General features: G+C 68.6%; 18 protein-coding genes. 6 read left to right on the top strand and 12 right to left on the bottom strand.

All coding sequences use genetic code 11. From position 1 onward, the window contains the following. Positions 1–32: 32 nt before the first annotated feature. The gene (locus G3N64_RS17490) at positions 33–968 is read right to left on the bottom strand and encodes a LysR family transcriptional regulator (protein ID WP_205785059.1); all 936 of its coding nucleotides are present in this window, start codon (positions 966–968) and stop codon (positions 33–35) included. Between the two features lie 108 nt (positions 969–1,076). Here G3N64_RS17490 and G3N64_RS17485 point away from each other — a divergent pair, with 108 nt between their 5' ends. Then, positions 1,077–2,597 (top strand): CoA-acylating methylmalonate-semialdehyde dehydrogenase, encoded by a 1,521-nt coding sequence (locus tag G3N64_RS17485; RefSeq protein WP_205785058.1) that lies wholly within the window; start codon positions 1,077–1,079, stop codon positions 2,595–2,597. 59 nt (positions 2,598–2,656) lie between these two features. Here G3N64_RS17485 and G3N64_RS17480 read toward each other — a convergent pair whose 3' ends face one another. From G3N64_RS17480 to G3N64_RS17445, 8 genes are all read right to left on the bottom strand, one after another. Beyond that, a complete protein-coding gene (locus G3N64_RS17480; RefSeq protein ID WP_205785057.1) occupies positions 2,657–3,541 on the bottom strand; it encodes a MurR/RpiR family transcriptional regulator in 885 nt (294 codons plus the stop codon). A 271-nt stretch (positions 3,542–3,812) separates the two neighbouring features. After that, a complete protein-coding gene (locus tag G3N64_RS17475; protein WP_205785056.1) occupies positions 3,813–4,985 on the bottom strand; it encodes a Gfo/Idh/MocA family oxidoreductase in 1,173 nt (390 codons plus the stop codon). 66 nt (positions 4,986–5,051) lie between these two features. Further along, positions 5,052–5,978 carry a TIM barrel protein gene (locus G3N64_RS17470; protein ID WP_205785055.1) on the bottom strand — a complete coding sequence of 309 codons (927 nt, stop codon included), beginning with the start codon at positions 5,976–5,978 and terminating at the stop codon, positions 5,052–5,054. 32 nt (positions 5,979–6,010) lie between these two features. Further along, positions 6,011–7,024 carry a Gfo/Idh/MocA family oxidoreductase gene (locus tag G3N64_RS17465; RefSeq protein WP_205785054.1) on the bottom strand — a complete coding sequence of 338 codons (1,014 nt, stop codon included), beginning with the start codon at positions 7,022–7,024 and terminating at the stop codon, positions 6,011–6,013. 63 nt (positions 7,025–7,087) lie between these two features. Next, entirely contained in the window at positions 7,088–8,002 is a 915-nt protein-coding gene (locus G3N64_RS17460; protein ID WP_205785053.1) for a sugar phosphate isomerase/epimerase, read from the bottom strand. Between the two features lie 37 nt (positions 8,003–8,039). After that, positions 8,040–9,065 (bottom strand): ABC transporter permease, encoded by a 1,026-nt coding sequence (locus G3N64_RS17455; RefSeq protein WP_205785052.1) that lies wholly within the window; start codon positions 9,063–9,065, stop codon positions 8,040–8,042. A 26-nt stretch (positions 9,066–9,091) separates the two neighbouring features. Continuing rightward, positions 9,092–10,666 carry a sugar ABC transporter ATP-binding protein gene (locus G3N64_RS17450; RefSeq protein WP_205785051.1) on the bottom strand — a complete coding sequence of 525 codons (1,575 nt, stop codon included), beginning with the start codon at positions 10,664–10,666 and terminating at the stop codon, positions 9,092–9,094. A 68-nt stretch (positions 10,667–10,734) separates the two neighbouring features. Continuing rightward, positions 10,735–11,661, bottom strand: coding sequence for a sugar ABC transporter substrate-binding protein (locus G3N64_RS17445; RefSeq protein ID WP_205785050.1), 927 nt, complete (start codon positions 11,659–11,661; stop codon positions 10,735–10,737). Between the two features lie 317 nt (positions 11,662–11,978). On the opposite strand from G3N64_RS17445, the gene iolC reads away from it, so the two are divergent. The 5 genes from iolC (at position 11,979) to G3N64_RS17420 (ending at position 18,292) form a co-directional block, all read left to right on the top strand. Beyond that, positions 11,979–13,937 carry a 5-dehydro-2-deoxygluconokinase gene (gene iolC / locus G3N64_RS17440; protein ID WP_205785049.1) on the top strand — a complete coding sequence of 653 codons (1,959 nt, stop codon included), beginning with the start codon at positions 11,979–11,981 and terminating at the stop codon, positions 13,935–13,937. Positions 13,938–13,977: 40 nt separating this feature from the next. Continuing rightward, entirely contained in the window at positions 13,978–15,861 is a 1,884-nt protein-coding gene (iolD, locus tag G3N64_RS17435; RefSeq protein ID WP_205785048.1) for a 3D-(3,5/4)-trihydroxycyclohexane-1,2-dione acylhydrolase (decyclizing), read from the top strand. A 61-nt stretch (positions 15,862–15,922) separates the two neighbouring features. Then, positions 15,923–16,852: a myo-inosose-2 dehydratase gene (iolE, locus tag G3N64_RS17430; protein ID WP_205785047.1), complete on the top strand. Its 930-nt coding sequence runs from the start codon at positions 15,923–15,925 to the stop codon at positions 16,850–16,852. Positions 16,853–16,896: 44 nt separating this feature from the next. Next, on the top strand, positions 16,897–17,715 hold the full coding sequence (gene iolB, locus G3N64_RS17425; protein WP_205785046.1) for a 5-deoxy-glucuronate isomerase: 819 nt from the start codon (positions 16,897–16,899) through the stop codon (positions 17,713–17,715). 82 nt (positions 17,716–17,797) lie between these two features. Continuing rightward, on the top strand, positions 17,798–18,292 hold the full coding sequence (locus G3N64_RS17420) for a heme-degrading domain-containing protein (protein ID WP_205785045.1): 495 nt from the start codon (positions 17,798–17,800) through the stop codon (positions 18,290–18,292). 35 nt (positions 18,293–18,327) lie between these two features. Here the strand turns inward: G3N64_RS17420 and G3N64_RS17415 are convergent, their stop codons facing one another. The 3 genes from G3N64_RS17415 to G3N64_RS17405 all read right to left on the bottom strand — a co-directional run. After that, a complete protein-coding gene (locus tag G3N64_RS17415) occupies positions 18,328–19,074 on the bottom strand; it encodes a glucose 1-dehydrogenase (RefSeq protein WP_021162382.1) in 747 nt (248 codons plus the stop codon). Positions 19,075–19,241: 167 nt separating this feature from the next. Then, positions 19,242–19,946, bottom strand: coding sequence for an ABC transporter ATP-binding protein (locus tag G3N64_RS17410; RefSeq protein ID WP_205785044.1), 705 nt, complete (start codon positions 19,944–19,946; stop codon positions 19,242–19,244). After that, positions 19,943–20,458, bottom strand: a 516-nt coding sequence (locus G3N64_RS17405) for an ATP-binding cassette domain-containing protein (RefSeq protein WP_205785043.1), incomplete at its 5' end; no start/stop codon positions are given. The genes G3N64_RS17405 and G3N64_RS17410, both read right to left, overlap by 4 nt.

Genomic DNA, 20,458 nt, shown 5'->3' with positions numbered 1-20,458 from the left:
CGCCCGCGGCCCGGCGCCCGCGGACACCGGGCTCAGATGCCCGAAAACCCGCCCGCAAGCCGTTCGCGCAGGTGCCGCACGAGCGCGCGCACCGCGCTCGGCACGACCGGGCTGTACGGGCGGATCGCGAAGATGTGGTCGCCGAACGCGCCCGACGGCCGCCAGCCGTCGAGCAACGCGATCAGGCGGCCGGCGTCGAGATCGCGCTGCGCGCTGAAATCCGGCAGCAGCGCGATGCCGAGCCCGCCGAGCGCGGCCTCGCGCATCGCCTCGCTGTTGTTCGCCGCGAAGCTGCCGCGCACCGGCACGCTCACGCGCTCGCGCCGCCGGCCTTGCAACTCGAAGCTCCAGGCGGCCGGCTCGTTGTCGCGCAGGTAGCACAGGCAGCTGTGATCGACGAGTTCGTTCGGATGGCGCGGCGCGCCGCGCGCGTCGAGATAGTCGCGGCTCGCGACCAGCAGCGAGCGCGTGTCGCACAGCTTCCATGCGACGTGGGTCTGCGGCGCGGTGGTCGTATGGCGGATTGCGAGGTCGAAACCCTCCTGCGTCAGCGAATGCAGCCGGTCCGACAGGTCGAGCTCGATCTGCACGCCCGGATGCTGCCGCAGGAACGCGGGCAGGTGCGGCACGACCTGCTGGCGGCCGAGCGCGACCGGCACCGTCAGGCGCAGCAGGCCGCGCGGCTCGCCGGCCAGATCCTTCACGCGCGCGAAATGCTGCCCGATCGACTCGAACGCATCGCGCGTGCTGTCGACGAGCGTCTGGCCCGCATCGGTGAGCCGCACGCTGCGTGTCGTGCGGCGCACGAGCGGCACGCCGGCCGCCTTTTCGAGATCGGCGATGCGCTGGCTCATCGCGGCCTTGCTGATGCCGAGCCGTTGCGCAGCGGCCGTGAAACTGCCGGCCGCGGCCAGCACCGTCAGCGAATGGATATGCGGCCAGAGCGCCTGGACATTTTGCTGATTCATCCACTGATTATTCAGAATTCTGAACAGTGAATCAAGCTGCGCGGCCTTCTCCCGCCCTGCCGGTTTCCCTAGACTGGATCCTGTTCCCCCTCATCCCCAGGAGACACGATGAATCCGGTTCCCGCGTACACGTCCGACGCAGACGTCGGCCACTACGTCGACGGCGCGCCCGTTGCCGGCCGCAGCGGCCGCTTCCAGGACGTCCTCAACCCGTCGCTCGGCCGCGCGGTGCGCCGCGTGGCGCTCGCCGACGACAGCGAAGTGCAGCGGGCCGTCGCGTCGGCCCACGCCGCGTTCCCGGCCTGGGCCGCGACGCCGCCGATCCGCCGCGCGCGCGTGCTGCACCGTTTCCTGCAACTGATGAACGAGCACCGCGACGCACTCGCGGCGATCATCACCGCCGAGCACGGCAAGGTGTTCTCCGACGCGCAGGGCGAAGTCGCGCGCGGCATCGACATCGTCGAATTCGCATGCGGCGTGCCGCAGCTGCTGAAGGGCGACTTCACCGACCAGGTCAGCACCGGCATCGACAACTGGACGATGCGCCAGCCGCTCGGCGTCGTCGCGGGCATCACGCCGTTCAACTTCCCGTGCATGGTGCCGTGCTGGATGTTCCCGGTCGCGATCGCGACGGGTAACACGTTCGTGCTGAAGCCGAGCGAGCGCGACCCGTCGGCCGCGCTGTTCATTGCCGACCTGCTCACGCAGGCCGGCCTCCCCGCCGGCGTGTTCAACGTCGTACAGGGCGACAAGGGCGCGGTCGACGCGCTGCTCGACCACCCGGACGTGCAGGCCGTCAGCTTCGTCGGCTCGACGCCGATCGCGGCCTACGTGCAGCAGCGCGCGGTGCAGTCCGGCAAGCGCGTGCAGGCGCTCGGCGGTGCGAAGAACCATCTGGTCGTGATGCCGGACGCGAACCTCGAGCAGGCCGTCGACGCGCTGATCGGCGCCGCGTACGGCTCGGCCGGCGAACGCTGCATGGCGATCAGCGTCGCGGTGCTGGTGGGCGACGTCGCGGACCAGATCGTGCCGCTGGTGGCCGAGCGCGCGCGCAAGCTGGTGATCGGCGACGGCATGTCGCCGGAAGTCGAGATGGGCCCGATCGTCACCGGCGAGGCGCTCAAGCGCATCGAAGGCTATATCGAGCAAGGCGTGAACGAAGGCGCGCAACTCGTGGTCGACGGCCGCGGGCTGCGCGTGCCGGGCCGCGAGGCAGGCTTCTTCACCGGCGGCACGCTGTTCGACCACGTAACGCCCGACATGCGGATCTACAAGGAAGAAATCTTCGGGCCCGTGCTCGGCTGCGTGCGCGTGAAGGATTTCGGCGAGGCGGTCGACCTGATCAACGCGCACGAGTTCGGCAACGGCGTGTCGTGCTTCACGAGCGACGGCGGCATCGCGCGCGAGTTCGCGCGGCGCATCCAGGTCGGGATGGTTGGCATCAACGTGCCGATTCCGGTGCCGATGGCGTGGCACGGCTTCGGCGGCTGGAAGAAGAGCCTGTTCGGCGACATGCACGCATACGGCGAGGAAGGCGTGCGCTTCTACACGCGCCAGAAGTCGGTGATGCAGCGCTGGTCGTCGAGCATCGGCAAGGGTGCCGAATTCGCGATGCCGACCGCGAAGTAACCGCCTGCAGGCATACCGCCCGCCGATCGGTCGCGCGGGCGGTGCGCCGGCAGGACGCGTCAGCCTGCCTGCGTACCGTGCGCGCCGTCGGTGGTCGGCAGATACGACAGCTCGAGCCGGTAGGCGAGCGCCACGAACAGGCTCTGCGCGAGGCCCATCGTCGCGGTCAGCGCGCGGAACCCGAACGTCGCGCTGTCCTGCACCATCAGCGTCACCTCGGCCTCCCGCGCGAGCGGGCTCATCCGGCTGTCGGTGATCGCGATCAGGCGCGCGCCGCGCTGCACGGCCTGCTGCGCGACCTGCACCGTCTCTTCCGCATACGGCATGAACGAGATCACGATCATCACGTCGCCCTCGCGCACCGACCGGATCTGCCCGAGATGCATGCTGCCGAGCGCGCTGAACAGGCCGATGCGCTTGTCGGTGTGCTGCAGTGCATAGTCGAGATACACGGCGATCGGAAACGCGCGGCGCGACCCGGCGATCCAGATCGCCTGCGTGTCGGCGAGCAGGTCGACGGCCTGCGCGAGCGCCTGCGGGTCGAGCGTCTGCCGCAGCTGCTGCATCCCGGCAATGCTGCCCTTGATGAATTCGTCGGCGATCTGCTCGGGCTGCAGGCTCGACGAGCCCGCCTCGATCACGTCGCGCAAGCGCAGGTTGTACGCGCGGCCCGGCGCGATCTGCTGGGCCAGGCCCTCGCGGAACAAGCGCTGCATCTCGGAGAAGCCGGAAAAGCCGAAATGCTTCGCGAACCGCACGACGGCCGACGGCTGGACCCCGCACGCCTCCGCGAGCGACTGGATGCCTTCCAGGCCAAGCTGGTCCCGATGCGTTTCCACGTGACGCGCAATCACCTTCAGGCGATTGCTGAGGCCGTCGTATTCCTGCGTCAGATGCTGCAGGAACTGCTCGACGGTGGCGGGTGGTTTCTCGGATGAGCTCATCGGATAGCGCGAAGTTGACGGCCCCGATGCGTGCGCGATACTGACGGACGCGGCCCGGGACTCACCTGTAGACATGCATGAAGGGCGAATTTAATCACGTTTGCGGCTCGACCCGTGCCGCACGCTCGCTCCCACGCGCTCGATCATCACCTGCACACGCTCCACAGCGATACTGGAAACGATTTTCCAACGCCCTTGTCGCGCCGTAAAGATTAGGGTGTCTACCGAGGCTCGACGCCGGCGGCCGATGCGGCGCACCGGCCTGCCTCGCTCACCGATAGTCGACCCACACGCCGCCCGCATCGGCGGACCGCACGCAGTTCTCGACCCATCGCACGCCCTCGACGCCGGCGTGGACGTCCGGAAAGCGGATGTGCTTCAACGCCTGCACGTCGCCGCGGTCGGCCGCATCCATCGCGAGCGCGAAGCGCGCATACAGGTTCGACCACGCTTCGAACAGCCCTTCCGGATGCCCGGCGCCGATGCGGTCTTCGCGCAAGGCGTGCGGATGCAGATAGCCCATTCCGCGATCGAGCACCTGCGCGGGCTGTCCCTGGATTTCGTAGCGCAACTGGTTCGGATGCTCATCCCACCATTCGACGCTCGCCTTCGAGCCGATCACGCGCACCTTCTGCCCGTGCATCGAGCCCGCGTTCACCGCGCTCGACCACACGTAGCCGATCGCGCCCGTGTCGTATTCCATGATCGTGAACGCGTTGTCCTCGAGCGGCGCGCGGCTCTTCACGAAGCTCTGCCGCGAGCACATCAGGCGGTGGATCTTCAGCTCGGGCGCCATCACTTCCGAGATGTACAGCGGGTGCGTGCCGATGTCGCCGAGCACGTAGCTCGGGCCCGCGAACTTCGGGTCGACGCGCCAGCGTGCGGCCGCGCTCGCGGCCTCGACGCCCTCGCTGTGAAACCCGTGCGCGAACTGCATCTGGACGATGCGGATCTCGCCGAGATCGCCGCGCGCGATCATCTCGCGCGCCTGCTCGATCATCTGGTGCCCTGAATAGCCGTACGCGACGCCGACGATGCGGTTCTTCTCGACCGACAGCCGCTGCAGCGCCTCGGCCTCCTCCGTCGTGAAGCACAGCGGCTTCTCGCAGACCACGTGCAGCCCCGCGCTCAGCGCCGCGCGGCAGATCTCGAAGTGCGTGTTGTTCGGCGTCGCGATCGACACCGCGCGGATGCCGTCGGCGCGCGTCGCCTCGGCCTCGAACATCGTCCGGTAGTCGGGATAGCAACGCTCGGCGTCGACGCCGAGCTTCACGCCGAACTGCCGGCCGCGCTCGGCATCGATGTCGAACGCGCCGGCGACCAGCTGGAAGCTGCCGTCGCGCAATGCAGCCGACCGGTGGCTGTAGCCGATCTGGCTGCCGAGCCCGCCGCCGACCATGCCCCAGGGAATCGAATGCCCGAGCAGAATCTGTCCGTCGATCATGATTGTCGTGTTCCGGAGTGTATTCAGGTGTTCATGGTGTGTTCAGGAGCGCAAACCGTCGGTCGTTCACGCGAATCCGGCCGACGCGAGAAACGCGCGGCTCGCCGCGACGTCGCGCAGGCTCGTGCCGGCGTTGCGCGGATCGCGCTCCTGTTCGATCGTGATGGTGCCCGCATAGCCGATGTCGTCGAGCGCGCAGCGGATCGCGCGGTAGTCGAGCACGCCGTCGCCGATCGGGCACATCACGCCGCGCGCGCAGGCCGCGAAGAACGCGATGTGCTCGCCCATCACCGCGTCGTATACGGCCGCGTCGATATCCTTGAAATGCACATAGTCGAGCCGCGCCGCATGTCGGCGCAGCCACGTTTCGGGATCCATCCCCGAGTAGTACAGGTGGCCGGTGTCGAGACAGAGGCCCGCCGTATCGGCCGCGATGTCGGCGACGATCCGGTCGATCTCGTCCGCGAACTCGATGTAGCCGCCCGCATGCGGATGAATCACCGCGCGCACGCCGAATTCGTCGCGTGCGATGGTCGCGATCTGGCGGACATGGTCGACCATGCGCGCCCAGCGTTCGTCGGACAGCCGCGGCGCGCGATCGGCGTGGCCGGCCGCGTAGTCGCGCTCCTCGTGGCCCCAGTCCATCACGACCAGGTACGGCGCCGCGTAGCGCTGGCCGTGCTGCGTCGGCAACTTCGGCAGCCGTGTGATCAGCGCGCAGATTTCGCGGGTCTGGCGCAGCAGGTTCGGCAGGTTCTCCGGCGACACCAGGTCGTCGAAGATCGTGCCCGCGGTGATGCTCAGGCGCTGCCGGTCGAGCTCGGCGCTCACCACGTCGAGCTCGAGCGGGATATAACCGTAGGGCCCGAGCTCGATGCCCGAGTAGCCGGCCTGTGCAGCCTCGGCGAGCACGTGCCGCCACGGCGGCAGGTGCGGGTTGTTCACGTCGTCGACGCCCCAGCAGCAGGGCGCGCAGCCAATCTTCATCGTCATGTCGGTCAGTCCGGCAGGTAAGCGGCTGCGGGTCAGCCGCGATAGAACGCCGGGCGTTCGGCCATCGCGATCGGCTCGGCCGCCCCGCTCTTTTGCGCGCGCACGCAGGCGTCGGCTGCAACCGCCGCCGCATAGCCGTCCCATGCGGACGGGCCGGTCAGCGCACCCTGCCGCACGCCGTCGATGAATGCCTGCAGCTCGACGTCGTACGACGCGATGAAGCGCTCTTTCCAGTCGGTCATGATCTCGACCGATTGCCGCGCCGCGTGCTTGAGCCCGACGGCCGGCGGATCGGGCAGCTTCGCGATGCCGTTCTCGCCGACCACCTCGCACTGGATGTCGTAGCCGTACTGGCAGTTGACGAAGATCTCGACGTCGATGCGCACGCCGCTCGCGGTTTCGAGCAGCACGATCTGCGGATCGGCGAGATGCGCGCTCGCGTGGCGCGTCTTCTTCGGATAGACGACCTGCGCGCTCGCATAGTCCTCGCCGAGCAGCCAGCGCAGCACGTCGAGCTCGTGGATCAGCGTGTCGGTGATCGCCATGTCGGTCGTGTAGCGCTCGCCGACCGACTGGTTGCGGTGCGCGCAATGCAGCATCAGCGGCGCGCCGATCTCGCCGCTGTCGATCACGCGCTTCAGCGCACGATAGCCTTCGTCGTACGGCCGCATGAAGCCGACCTGCACGAGCCGGCGGCCGTGCGCGACCTCGGCCTCGACGATCCGCATGCAACCGTCGGCCGTCACCGCGAGCGGCTTCTCGCAGAACACCGGCTTGCCGTGCGCGATCGCGTCGAGCACGAACGCTTCGTGGGTCGGCCCCCACGACGTGACGAGCACGGCCTGCACGTCGGCGGCCGCAACCACTTCGTGGCCGTCGCCGTAGATTTCCGCGTCGAGCCCGACCTTCGTCACCGCGTCGCGCGCCTGCTGCGGATCGATGTCGTTGACGGCCACCACGCGCGCGCCGGACAGCGTGCGCGTGAGCCTGCGGATATGGTCCTGGCCGATCGCGCCGCAGCCGATCACGCCGATTTGCAAGGTCATCCGGATATCTCCAGTCTGTCGTTCAGCAACGGCGCGGCCCATGCCGCACCGGTCAGTCATGCGTCAGCGCGCCGCGGCACGCTCGAAATGGCGCTCGACGTAGCGCTGGATCGTCTCGCGCATGTAGCGCGACGACGCTTCCGCGCGGTCCTCCCACGCGAACACGCACGACGACATCACGCCGTCGAAGCCGGCCTCGCCGAGCGCGCGGAAGAACAGGTCCCAGTCGATCTCGCCCTGCCCGATGTCGAGATGCTGGTGCACGCGGATCTGGTTCGAGCCGGGCGGGTTCACGATGTAGCGCAGCTGGCTGCTCTTGCGGTGGTCGAAGGTGTCGGCCACGCGCACGTGCGCGAGGATCGGCGCGGCCTGCGCGATCATCGCGGCCATGTCGTCGCCGTAGTAGAACGTGTGCGGCGCGATGTACGACAGCTTCAGCGACGGCGAGCCGATGTTCGTGACGATGTCGATCGCCGGCTGCAGCTGCTCGATCCAGTCCTCCGGATGCGGCTCGACCGACAGCACGATGCGTTCGCGCTCGAGGATCGGCAGCAGCTCGTCCATCGAACGGAACCATGCGGCCTCGCACAGCGCCTGAGGGTTCGCGCCCGGCCGCTCGCCGACCGAGCGCTCCGGCGACGCGCCGCGCCCGAACTCGGACACCATCAGCGGGCACGCCATCTCGAGCGCGACCTCGATCGCCTTCTTCCAGCAGCGCACCGCCCATTGGCGCTCGTCCTCGAACGGGCTGGCCCAGCGGTACATCGGCTGCAGCGACGCGAGGCCCACGCCGCTTGCGCGCAGCGCGTGCCGGAACGCGGCCATGCGCTCGCGCGTCGCGCGCGGCATCACCCACCAGTCGAGAAAGTCGCTGCGCGGCGACAACTCGATCTGGTCGTAGCCGAGCTCGGCGACCGCATGCGGCAGCCGGTCGAGCGGCAGGTGGCGAATCATGTAGGGATCCAGCGCGATCTTCATCTTCTTCCCGGTCGGTTTCGTATTCGGTCGTGGCAGGTCAGCGGCGCTTCTTCTTGTTGCGGTACTGGTCGGCGATCACGGCCGCGACGATGATCGCGCCCTTGACCATCTCCTGGTAATACGCGTCGATGCGGATGAACGTGAAACCCGACGTCATCACGCCGAGGATCAGCACGCCGATCACGGTGCCCGTCACGCGGCCGAGGCCGCCCGACAGCGACGTGCCGCCGATCACGACGGCCGCGATCGCGTCGAGCTCGTACATCACGCCCATGCCCGACTGGCCCGAGATCGCACGCGCGGCCGTCACGGTGCCGGCGATCCCGCTCAGGAGGCCCGCGATCGCGTAGACGAAGATCAGGTGGCGCGTGACGTTGATGCCCGACACGACGGCCGCATGACGGTTCGCGCCGATCGCATACGTGTACTTGCCGAAGCGCGTGTAGCGCAGCACGACGTGGAAGATCGCGGCGATCACGAGAAAGATGATCACCGGATTGGCGCCTGCGCCGATGGCCGCGAACGGGTCGGTCAGCATCGACACCGGCATCCCGTTGGTGAACCACTTCGCGAAGCCGCGCGCGGCCACCATCGTGCCGAGCGTCGCGATGAACGGCGGGATGCCCGTCATCGCGATCAGCGAGCCGTTCAGCAGGCCGACCAGCAGCCCGACGCACACGCCGGCCAGCACCGGCCAGATGATCGGCAGGTCGGTCAGGTGCGGAAACACCGCGCGCGGGAAGTCGGACACCTGCGCGAGACTCGCCGAGACGACCGCCGCGGCGGCCACGACCGAGCCCGACGACAGGTCGATCCCGCTGGTGATGATCACGAGGTTCACGCCGACCGCGATGATGCCGATCACGGCCATCTGCAGCACGATGATCTCGAGCCGCTCGGTGTTGAACAGGAAGCTCTGGCCGACGACGATCCAGCCCACGATCTCGAAGAACAGGCTGATGCCGACGAGCACCAGGAAGATGCTCAGCTCGGGCGGCCACTTCGCGTGCCGCGCCTTGATGGTCATGGTCTGCACATCCGCGACCGGGTTCAGGTTGCCCATTTCTTTGTCTCCAATCTTGTTTCGGCTCAGCGCGACGCGAGATCCATGATGCGGACCTGGTCGGCGTCCTTGCGATCGACGATGCCGGTCATGCGCCCTTCGTGCATCACCATCACGCGATCGCTCATTCCCAGCACTTCCGGCATTTCCGACGAGATCATCAGCACCGCGACGCCCTTGCCGGCGAGCGCGCTGACGAGCCGGTGGATCTCGGCTTTCGCGCCGACGTCGATGCCGCGCGTCGGTTCGTCGAGGATCAGGATGCGCGGCTGCGTGAGCAGCCACCGGCCGATCAGCACCTTCTGCTGGTTGCCGCCCGACAGGTTCTGGATCTCCTCGTGCAGCCCGGGCGACTTCACGCGCAGCATCCGGCTCATTTCCTCGCAGTCGCGCTTCAGTTGTGCCTGCCGCACGAAATTGAACGTCACGTAGCGGTTGCTGAGCACCGCCGCCTCCATGTTCGCGAGCAGGTCGAGATTCAGGAAGCAGCCGGTGTCCTTGCGATCCTCGGTGAGGAAGGCCATCCCGTGCTTCATCGCCTGCGCGGGCGTCGCAATGCGCACCGGCTTGCCGTCGATCCGGATCTCGCCCGACGTGGCCGGCACGACGCCGAACAGCGCCTCCGCGACGTTCGAGCGTCCCGAGCCGACGAGGCCGGCCACGCCGAGGATCTCGCCCGCGCGCAGCTCGAAGCTCACGTCGCGGAACACGCCGTCGACGCCGAGGTTCTTCACCGACAGCACGACGTCGCCGATCGGTACTTCCTCCTTCGGGAACATCTGCGTGATCTCGCGCCCGACCATCATGCGGATGATGTCGTCGCGCGTGACGTCGCTCGACGCATGCGTGCCGATGTACTTGCCGTCGCGGAACACCGAGAATTCGTCGGCGATCTCGAACAGCTCGTTCATCTTGTGCGTGATGTAGACGATGCCCTTGCCCTGCTCGCGCAGCTGGCGAATGATCCGGAACAGGTGCGTGACTTCCTTGTCGGTCAGCGCGGAGGTCGGTTCGTCCATGATCAGCACGTCCGAGTCGAACGACACGGCCTTCGCGATCTCGACCATCTGGCGGCTCGCGACCGTCAGCGTGCGCACGTCGGTTTCCGGATCGATGTCGATCGACAGCCGCTCGAACAGCTCGGCCGTCTGGCGGCGCAGCGCCGCATGATCGATCAGGCCGAAACGGTTCTTCGGTTCGCGGCGGATCCAGATGTTCTCCGCGACCGTCATGTACGGCATCAGGTTGAGTTCCTGGTGGATCATCGCGATGCCGCGGTCGAGCGCATCGAGCGGACCGTTCAGCACGACGGGCTCGCCGTTGATCAGGATCTCGCCCTGGTCGGGCGTGTAGACGCCGGCGATGATCTTCATCAGCGTGGACTTGCCCGCGCCGTTCTCGCCCATCAGCGCATGCACGGTGCCGCGGCGCACGCGGAACTGCACGCCGTCGAGCGCGACGACGCCGGGAAAGGACTTGCCGACGCCGCGCACCTCGAGCACGCAGTCGGCCGCGGAAGAAGCCGGCGGGGCCGACGAGCCGGACGAAGCGGCCGGCGCATCGTCGCCGGCCATCGGGCGCGCGATCCTGGCTGTAAACATGGACGTTCCTCGACGAGTCGCGCGCGAACCCGGCCATGCCGGGCCCGCGCAGTTCAACGGATCACCGGTCAGTGCTTCGCGTACTGGTTCATGTTCTCGGGCGTCACGAGCTCGAACGGCACGTTCACGTAGCGGTCGACGGGCTGTTTCTTCGCAAGCTTGAGCGCGGCCGCGACGGCCTGCTGCCCCTGCCCGGCCGCGTTCTGGTACACCGACACCTTCAGCTCGCCGCTCTTCATCGCCGCGAGACCGTCCGGCGTCGCGTCGATGCCCGCGACGACCGTCTTCGGCGTCAGCTTGCGCGCGGCCTTCAGCGCGTTGATCACGCCGATCGCCATCTCGTCGTTGTTCGACACGATCGCGTCGAACTTCGTCCCGGAGCTCAGCCAGTTCATCGTGATGTCCTGGCCCTGCGTGCGGCTCCACTTGCCTTCGCGCTTGTCGACGATCTTCATGCCCGCGCAATCCTTCGTCGCGATCACGTCCTCGATGTCCTTGGTGCGGGCGCGCGCCGATTCGTTGGACAGCTCGCCCATCAGCACGAGCAGGTCGCCCTTGCCGCCGAGCAGCTTGCACACCTGGCGCGCCTGCAGCGTGCCCGACTGCTTTTCGTCGGACGCGACGACCGCGACGCCGGCCGGCAGCTTGTCGAAATCGACCGGCTTGCGGTTCACGTAAACAAGCGGGATCTTCGCGGCCGTCACCATCTTCGTGATCTTCGGCGTCGCGTCGGTATCGACTGCGTTCACGATGATCGCGTCGACCTTCTGCGCGATCATGTTCTGGACCTGGCTCAACTGCTTGCCGACGTCGTTGCCGCCGTCCTCGATCTGTACCGTCGCGCCGTCCTTCTTCGCCGAATCGGCGATGCTGTTGCGCAGGATGGTCAGGAACGTGTCGTCGAACGACGCCATCGTCACGCCGATCTTCTCGGCATGCGCGAGCGGCGCAGCCAGGATCGCGGCGGCTGCGACGGCCATCAGCTTGGTCTTCATGATCAATCTGTCTCCTCATCTCCGGGGGGCGGAAGACGGCGCGTTGCGCGCCGCCGGGCCCAGTCCGATCGAGTCCGACGCGGACTGAAGCATCCGGATGAAACTGTAGATCACTTCCTCGAACATTTGGAAATTTATTTCTACGTGATTTCACCTAGGGAACTGGATTTCCAAAAAGTCTAGACTCCGTTCCGTAGCCCGATTCCTTGCGGCAGGCAGTCCCGCGTCGTGCAGCACACGGTGCGGATCATCGCCAGAGAATCGGTCCCCTAATCCGCCGGCATCGCCGAACGCCGGCCGCGAGCGTGACACGTGATATGAGCCTGCTGAACTTTCCGAGTGACCGCCCCATCGATCTCGCCTGCCTCGGCCGCGTGGCCGTGGATCTCTATGCGCAGCAGTACGGCAGCCGCCTGGAAGACGCGCGCAGCTTCCAGATGTATCTGGGCGGATCGTCGGGCAACGTCGCGTTCGGCGTGGCCCGGCTCGGGCTGAAGACCGCGATGATCTCGCGCGTCGGCGACGAGCAGATGGGCCGCTTCCTGCGCGAGACGCTCGAGCGCGAAGGCTGCGACACGAGCCAGTTGCAGACCGACCGCGAACGCCTCACCGCGCTGGTGCTGCTCGGGCTGAAGGATCGCGACACGTTCCCGCTGCTGTTCGTGCGCGAGAACTGCGCGGACATGGCCGTGCGCGCCGACGAGATCCGCGAGGACTTCATCGCCGGCTGCCGCGCGCTCGCGATCACCGGCACGCACCTGTCGACGCCGGGCACGCGCGAGGCGTCGCTGACCGCGCTCGGGTATGCGCGCCGTCACGACGTCGTGCGGATTCTCGACATCGACTACCGGCCCGTGCTGTGGGGCCTGACCGCGCGCGGCGCGGGCGAGAACCGCTACGTACCGGACGCGCAGGTGACGCGGCAGCTGCAACAGGTGCTCGGCGAGTTCGACCTGCTGGTCGGCACCGAGGAGGAGTTCCTGATCGCGGGCGGCATGCCGCACGACCTGATCGGCTCGTTGCAGGCCGTGCGCAAAATCACGAATGCGACGCTGGTCGTCAAGCGCGGCGCGCTCGGCTGCTGCGTGATCGAAGGCGACATTCCCGCCCGCATCGACGACGCGCCGACCTTCCTCGGCGAACGCGTCGAGGTGCTCAACGTGCTCGGTGCGGGCGACGCGTTCCTGTCGGGCCTGCTGTCTGGGCTGCTGCGCGGCCGCGACTGGGCCGAGTCGACGCGCATCGCGAACGCGTGCGGCGCGATCGTCGTGTCGCGTCACGCATGCTCCGCCGCGATGCCGACGCCGGCCGAACTCGCGCACTGGTTCGACGGCAGCCGCAATCCGGTGGTCGACGCCGACCGCACGCTCGCGCACCTGCATCGCGTGACGGTGCCGCGCCGCGAATGGGACGAGCTGTGCGTGATGGCGTTCGACCATCGCAGCCAGTTCTACGAACTCGCGGTGCAGGCCGGTGCGGACGAAGCACGGATCAAGACGCTGAAGCGCCTGCTCGTGCGCGCGGTCGAACAGGTCGAGCGCGATCGCCATCTCGAAGGCCACGTCGGCGTGCTGATCGACGGCGGCGGCTACGGCAGCGACGCACTCGCGTCGGCTACCGGGCGCGGCTGGTGGGTCGGCCGCCCGGTCGAGCTGCCGGGCTCGCGGCCGCTGCGTTTCGACGAAACGCGCTCGGTCGGCTCGTCGCTCACGCACTGGCCCACCGAACAGGTCGTGAAGTGCCTCGTTCACTATCACCCCGACGACGACGTCGACCTGCGCGTCGAACAGGAGCAGCGTGTGCTGGAACTGTGGGAAGCCACGCGCGCCAGCGGCAACGAGCTGCTGCTGGAAATGATTCCGCCGCGCGTGGTCACGCCGGCCGGCACCGAGGACGACGCGGTGCTGCGCACGATCGCGCGCTTCTACAACCTCGGCGTGATGCCCGAATGGTGGAAGCTCACGCCGCTGAGCGCCGACGGCTGGGCGCGGCTCGCCGCGCTGATCGCCGAGCGCGACCCGCACTGCCGCGGCGCGGTGATCCTCGGGCTGAACCAGCCGCTGCAATACCTGGTGGACAGCTTCCGCTCGGCGACCAACCCGATCGTCAAGGGCTTCATGGTCGGGCGCACGCTGTGGGCCGATGCGTCGCTGAACTGGTTCGCCGGCCGGATCGACGACCAGGCGCTGATCGACGAAGTCGCCGGCAACTTCGCGCAACTGGTCGACGCGTGGCTCGGCCGCCGTGCCGCGGCCGCGCGCGCCGCCGCGGCCTGACGCGACGCCTGCGATGACCCTTTCCTCTTCACCGACCGACATGACCACCACCGTAAGACTGACCGTCAGCCAGGCGCTCGTGCGCTACCTGGCCGCCCTGCGCGCCGAAGTCGTCCAGCCCGACGGCCGCACCGAGATCCTGCCGTACTGCGGCGGCGTGTTCGCGATCTTCGGCCACGGCAACGTGGCCGGGCTCGGCGAGGCGCTGCACGCGGAAAAGGACCGGCTGCCGACCTTCCGTGCCCACAACGAGCAAGGGATGGCCAATGCGGCCGTCGCGTTCGCGAAAGCGAATTTCCGCCAGCGGATGATGGCCGCGACGTCGAGCATCGGCCCGGGCGCGACCAACATGCTGACGTCGGCCGCGCTCGCGCACGTCGGCCGGCTGCCGCTGCTGCTGCTGCCCGGCGACGTGTTCGTGTCGCGGCTGCCCGACCCCGTGCTGCAACAGGTCGAGGATTTCGAACAGGGCGACGTCAGCGCGAACGACTGCTTCCGGCCTGTCACGCGCTACTTCGACCGGATCGCGTCGCCCGAGCAGCTGCTCGTCGCGCTGCCGCGCGCGATCCAGGTGATGACCGACCCCGCGCAGTGCGGCCCGGTGTGCCTCGCGCTGCCGCAGGACGTGCAGACCTTCGCGTACGACTGGCCGGAGGATTTCTTCGCGCCGCCGGTGATCCGGATGCGCCGGCCGCCGGCCGACACGCTCGAGCTCGCCGATGCGCTCGACGTGCTGAAGGCCGCGAAGAAGCCGCTGATCGTCGCGGGCGGCGGCGTGCTGTACAGCCAGGCGTGGGACGCGCTGCGCGCGTTCGCCGAGACGCACGGCGTGCCGGTCGCGGAATCGCAGGCCGGCAAGGGCAGCCTCGCGTGGGACCATCCGCTGAATCTCGGATCGATCGGCGTGACGGGCTCGCCTGCCGCGAACCGGGCAGCCGCGCAGGCCGACGTGGTGTTCGCGGTCGGCACGCGGCTGCAGGATTTCACGACCGGCTCGCATGCGCTCTATGGCAACGCGACGCTGCTGAGCCTGAACGTGCAGCCGTTCGACGCGGGCAAGAAACGCGGCCGTCAGCTGGTGGCCGATGCGCGCACGGGCCTCTGCCAGCTGTCGGCCGCACTGGCCGGCTGGCACGCCGATCCGGCATGGACCGCAAGCAACCGCGACCAGGCCGCCGCATGGAACGCGCGCGTGACCGAACTGACGACGCGCGTGCCGAAAGACACGCTCCCTTACGACGCCGAAGTGATCGGCGCGGTACGCGACTCCGCGGCCGACGCGGGCCGCGACAGCGCGCGCGACGACCTCGTCGTGTGCGCGGCCGGCACGCTGCCGGCCGAACTGCACAAGCTGTGGCGCAGCGGCGTGCCGGGCAACTACCACATGGACTACGCGTACTCGTGCATGGGCTACGAGGTCGCGGGCGGCCTCGGCGCGAAGCTCGCGCGGCCCGAACGTGAAGTGATCGTGATCGTCGGCGACGGCTCGTACATGATGCTCAACGCGGAACTCGCGACGTCCGTGATGCTCGGCCGCAAGCTCATCGTCGTGATCCTCGACAACCGCGGCTACGGCTGCATCGAGCGGCTGCAGCTGAATTGCGGCGGCGCGAGCTTCAACAACATGCTCGACGACTGCGTGCCGGAGGGCGGCGAGCGCACGACGATCGACTTCGCGATGCATGCGCGCGCGATGGGCGCCGAGGCCGTGCACGTGCGCGACATCGGCGAGCTGCGCAGCGAGATGAAGCGTGCCCGCGCGGCGACGAAGAGCCAGGTGCTCGTGATCGACACCACGCACCGGCGCACGACCGACGACGGCGGCGCGTGGTGGGAAGTCGCCGTGCCGCAAGTATCCGCACGTGCTGGTGTCGAAGACGCGCACCGCGCGTATCTCGACGCGAAGACCCGGCAGCGTCGCTGACAGCACACGCCGCCCACGAACCCGCCCCCGCAAAAAACCATTCGAACGAAGGAAGTACGTCATGAGCTGGAACGTCCGCATCGGTATCAATCCCCTGTCGTGGATGAACGACGACCTGCCGTCGCTCGGCGGCGAGACGCCGCTCGAAACGGCGCTGAAGGAAGGCGCCGAAATCGGCTACGCGGGCTTCGAGCTCGGCAACAAGTTTCCGAAGACGGGCCCCGAGCTGAAGGCGAAGCTCGCCGAGTTCGGGCTCGTGTGCGTGTCGGGCTGGTATTCGGGCTTCCTCGCCGAGGTCGAGCCGGGCCTGAGCGACGCCGAGGCGGTCGCCGCGGAAATCGAGCGCTGCCGTGCGCACATGACGAAGCTGCAGGTCAACGACGTGAAGGTGGTGGTCTACGGCGAATGCGCGGGCACGATCCAGGGCAACATCGACATGCCGGTCGCGAAGCGGCCGCGCTTCGTCGACGACGCTGCGTGGCGGCGCTACGCGGCGCGCCTCGACGCGTTCGGCGCGCACCTGCTCGACACGTACGGCATCAAGCTCGCCTACCATCACCACATGGGCGCGTACGTCGAGTCGCCCGACGACGTCGACCGGCTGATGGCGTTGACCGACCCGGCGAAGGTGTTCCTGCTGTTCGATACCGGCCACGCGTATTTCGGCGGCGCGGCCAACCCGGTGACGCTGCTGAAGAAGCATGTATCGCGCGTGGTCCACGTGCATTGCAAGGACGTGCGTCCGCAGGTCGTCACGCAGGCGCGCAACGACGGCTGGAGCTTCCTGAACGGCGTGATCAACGGCACCTTCACGGTGCCGGGCGACGGCGCGCTCGACTACGACGCGACGCTGCGCACGCTGAAGGACGCCGGCTACGAAGGCTGGCTCGTCGTCGAGGCCGAGCAGGATCCGGCCGTCGCCCCGAGCTATGCGTATGCGAAGAAAGGCTACGAGTCGCTGCGCGCGATCGTCGACCGGTTGAGCGCGTAAGCGCGCGAACGCATGAGCCCTACCCTGTTGCGGAGCCCCACCCCATGACGATTTCTCCCCTGCTGGTCAAGGCCTCTGCCGACCGCGAAATCTGCAACGTCACGCCCCAGTCGGCCGGCTGGAAGCACGTCGGTTTCCGTGCACTGCGCCTGAAGGCCGGCGACACCGAAACGCTCGACACCGGCGCGCGCGAGCTGTGCGTCGTCGTGCTCACCGGCACGGTGCGCGCGGACGTCGACGGCAACACCTACGATGCGCTCGGCAAGCGCGACAGCGTCTTCGAGGACGTGTCGCCGGACGCGCTGTACGTGCCGGGCGGCAAGACGGTCACGCTGGTCGCGACGCGCGATGCGGAAATCGCGCTGTGCACCGCGCCGTACGCGAGCGGCGACAAGCCCGTGCAACGCCTCGACGGCGAACGGATGCGCCGCGCGGTACGCGGGCAAGGCACCAACACGCGCTACGTGTGCGACATCCTGATGGGCGACAACCCGGCGGCCGACCGGCTGCTCGTGGTCGAGGTCGTCACGCCGGCCAGCCATTCGAGCAGCTATCCGCCGCACAAGCACGACCGCGACGCGGCGCCTGAAGAAACGTCGCTCGAGGAAACCTATTACCACCGGATCGATCCGCCGCAGGGTTTCGCGTTCCAGCGCGTGTACACGGACGACCGCAGCCTCGACGAAGCCTGCGCGGTCGAAAACCACGACGTCGTGATGGTGCCGCGCGGCTACCACCCGGTCGTCGCGCCGCACGGCTACAACCTGTACTACCTGAACGTGATGGCCGGGCCGAGCCGCGCGTGGGCGTTCAAGAACGACCCCGCGCACGAGTGGATGCTCGACGCGGCGCCGCAGCGCTGAACGGAAGACGGGCCCGCGCGCGGCCCGTGACGATGCGACGCCCGGCACGCGCACCCAGCGCCGGCGACGCCACGGAGCCGCCATGGTGACGCCCCTCTTTCGCCTCGAACCCCATGTCATCGACGACGACGCGTCGAACCCGGCGCTGCCGCGCTTCGATGCGGCGGTCGCCCGCCGGATGGGTGAAATCGCTGTCAACCTTGCGTCGCGCCGCGGGCTGCCGATCGCGGTGAGCATCGTCGGCGAGCAGGCGCCGCTGTTCTACTGCGCGCTCGACGGCAGCGACGCCGGCGACAGCGACGCAATCCGCCGGCGACAGAACACGGTGTTGCGCTTCGGCCTCAGTTCGCTCGCGGTCGGCGAGCGCTTTCGCCGCGCCGGCTGGTCGCTGCAGTCGCAGGGGCTGTCGGACGACGACTATGCGCTCGACGGCGGCGGTGTGCCGCTGCGGATCGCCGGGGCCGGCATCGTCGGCGCGATGACGATCGCGGGGCTCGACTCGGCACACAATCACGCGCTCGTGGTCGAGAGCCTGCAGTGGCACGTCGGCCGTTACGCGCTCGCGATGCACGCGTAACGGCACGGGCGGCGCAGGCGCGCCGCCCTGCACGATCAGTTCAACCCGCCGCTCACGACGAGGTGCTCGCCGGTCATCCAGCGCGCATCGTCCGACGCGAGGAACACGGCGACCGACGCGATGTCGTCCGGCTCGCCGAGGCGGCCGAGCGGCGTCTCGCTGCGCACCTGCTTGTCGAGATCGGAACCGATGATGCCCGCGCTGTGCGTGCCCTCGGTCACGATCATCCCCGGGTTGATCGCGTTCACGCGAATCTTGCGCGGGCCGAGTTCGAGCGCGAGCACGCCGGTGATCGCGTCGACCGCGCCCTTCGTGCCGCTGTACACGGCGCTCGCGGGCGGCGTGATGCTGGTCACCACCGAGCTGATGTTGATGATGCTCGCGCCTTCGCCGAGATGCTTGACGGCGGCCTGCGTCGTCAGCAGCACGCCGAACACGTTCGTGTCGAACTGCCGGCGGTAGTGCTCTTCGGTGATCGCTTCGATCGGCGCGAATTCGTACACGCCGGAATTGTTGACGAGCACGTCGAGACGGCCGTACGTGTCGATCGCCGTATCGACGATGCGCTGCGCGTCGGCTGCCTTCGACACGTCGCCGCCGACCGCGACCGCACGGCCGCCGGCTTCGACGATCGCGCCGACGACCGCGTCGGCGCCCGCCTTGCTGCTTGCGTAGTTGACGACGACCGACGCGCCTTCCGCGGCCAGTGCCTTCGCGATCGCCGCGCCGATGCCCTTCGATCCGCCCGTGACGATCGCTACCTTGCCTGCCAGCTTGCTCATGATTTCATTCCTCAGTCAGAAGACTCTCGATGGATGGCGCCGGTTGCCGCACGGTGGGTCGATACGGCGACCGGCATGACTGGCAATTTACGGTGCGGTGCGGCAGCGATAAAGCGGCTCGACACGAATTGACTGGCGGCGTTTTCCGAACAATCGCTCGCGCGCCGTCACCCGGCGCTCAGCCACGCGTTCGCGACCTCGCCGCCCAGGCCGTCGAGCGCGCCGTCGTAGACGATCCGTCCGCGCCCCATGACCGCGACGCGCCGCGCGAGCCGCGGCGCGAACTGCAGCCGCTGCTCGATCAGCACGATCGCGACGCCGTCGGCCTGCAGCGCGGCGAGGCACGCGCCGACTTCGTCGACCGCGAGCGGCGCGAGCCCTTCGGCCGGTTCGTCGACGATCAGCACGCGCGGGCGGCCGGCCAGCGCCCGCACCAGCGCGAGCACCTGCTGCTCGCCGCCCGACAGCCGCCCCGCTTTCACGTCCGCGCGCGCAGCCAGCAACGGAAAGCGGTCGAACAGCCGTTCGAGCGCCGCGCGTTCGACCGCACCGCGGGTGCCGCGCAGCCCGAGCCGCAGGTTGTCGCGCACCGTCAGCAGCGGGAACACGTCGCGGCTTTCGGCGACGTAAGCAACACCGCGCCGCGCGATCTCGAACGTGCGCGCCCCCACGCATTCGGTGCCGGCGATGCGCACCGAGCCGGCCGTGCGCACGAGCCCCATCACGGCCTTCGCGAGCGTCGAGCGCCCCGAGCCGTTGCGGCCGAGCAGCGCGAGCGTCTCGCCTGGCGCCAGCGCGAGATCGACGCCGTCGAGCACGGGCTGCAGCCCGTACCAGGCGCGCAGGTCGCGAATGTCGAGCAGCGCGCTCACAGGCTGCCCTCGCCCAGATAGGCGGCACGCACGGCCGGATCGGCGCGGATCGCATCGGGCGCGCCGGTCGCGACCACCGTGCCGCGCACGAGCACCGTGATGCGTTCGGCGAAGCCGAACACCGCATCCATGTCGTGTTCGATCAGCAGTACCGTGCGGCCTTGTGTCGTCGTACGAATCAGCGCGATCATCCGCGCCGCCTGCGCACGGCTCATGCCGGCCGTCGGCTCGTCGAGCAGCAGCGTGCGCGCCCCGCTCGCGAGTGCGATCCCGAGATCGAGCGCGCGCTGTTCCGCATAGCTCAGCTCGGCGGCCGGCGTGTCGCGGAGCGCATCGAGGCCGATGTCGTGCAGCACGCGTCCGGCCGCGCGATCGACCGCCGCCGATTCGCGCAGCCGGTTCCACCAGCGCCGCCGTTCGGCCGGCGCATGCAGCGCCGCGCAGCGCAGGTTGTCGAACACGGTCAGTCGCGCGAACGCGCTCGTCTGCTGGAAGCTGCGGCCGATGCCGAG

Source organism: Burkholderia sp. Ac-20344, assembly GCF_017104975.1.
Taxonomy (GTDB): Bacteria; Pseudomonadota; Gammaproteobacteria; order Burkholderiales; family Burkholderiaceae; genus Burkholderia.
Note: the sequence above shows the minus strand (reverse complement) of the source record. Positions and strands in the feature narration are given on the sequence as shown.

Coding starts and splice junctions, on each gene's coding strand:
- G3N64_RS17475 (WP_205785056.1), bottom strand. CDS start 4,985: ATGATCGACGGACAGATTCTGCTCGGGCATTCGATTCCCTGGGGCATG.
- G3N64_RS17465 (WP_205785054.1), bottom strand. CDS start 7,024: ATGACCTTGCAAATCGGCGTGATCGGCTGCGGCGCGATCGGCCAGGAC.
- G3N64_RS17455 (WP_205785052.1), bottom strand. CDS start 9,065: ATGGGCAACCTGAACCCGGTCGCGGATGTGCAGACCATGACCATCAAG.
- G3N64_RS17460 (WP_205785053.1), bottom strand. CDS start 8,002: ATGAAGATCGCGCTGGATCCCTACATGATTCGCCACCTGCCGCTCGAC.
- iolB (WP_205785046.1), top strand. CDS start 16,897: ATGACGATTTCTCCCCTGCTGGTCAAGGCCTCTGCCGACCGCGAAATC.
- G3N64_RS17450 (WP_205785051.1), bottom strand. CDS start 10,666: ATGTTTACAGCCAGGATCGCGCGCCCGATGGCCGGCGACGATGCGCCG.
- G3N64_RS17490 (WP_205785059.1), bottom strand. CDS start 968: ATGAATCAGCAAAATGTCCAGGCGCTCTGGCCGCATATCCATTCGCTG.
- iolE (WP_205785047.1), top strand. CDS start 15,923: ATGAGCTGGAACGTCCGCATCGGTATCAATCCCCTGTCGTGGATGAAC.
- G3N64_RS17480 (WP_205785057.1), bottom strand. CDS start 3,541: ATGAGCTCATCCGAGAAACCACCCGCCACCGTCGAGCAGTTCCTGCAG.
- G3N64_RS17420 (WP_205785045.1), top strand. CDS start 17,798: ATGGTGACGCCCCTCTTTCGCCTCGAACCCCATGTCATCGACGACGAC.
- G3N64_RS17445 (WP_205785050.1), bottom strand. CDS start 11,661: ATGAAGACCAAGCTGATGGCCGTCGCAGCCGCCGCGATCCTGGCTGCG.
- G3N64_RS17415 (WP_021162382.1), bottom strand. CDS start 19,074: ATGAGCAAGCTGGCAGGCAAGGTAGCGATCGTCACGGGCGGATCGAAG.
- G3N64_RS17485 (WP_205785058.1), top strand. CDS start 1,077: ATGAATCCGGTTCCCGCGTACACGTCCGACGCAGACGTCGGCCACTAC.
- iolC (WP_205785049.1), top strand. CDS start 11,979: ATGAGCCTGCTGAACTTTCCGAGTGACCGCCCCATCGATCTCGCCTGC.
- G3N64_RS17470 (WP_205785055.1), bottom strand. CDS start 5,978: ATGACGATGAAGATTGGCTGCGCGCCCTGCTGCTGGGGCGTCGACGAC.
- iolD (WP_205785048.1), top strand. CDS start 13,978: ATGACCACCACCGTAAGACTGACCGTCAGCCAGGCGCTCGTGCGCTAC.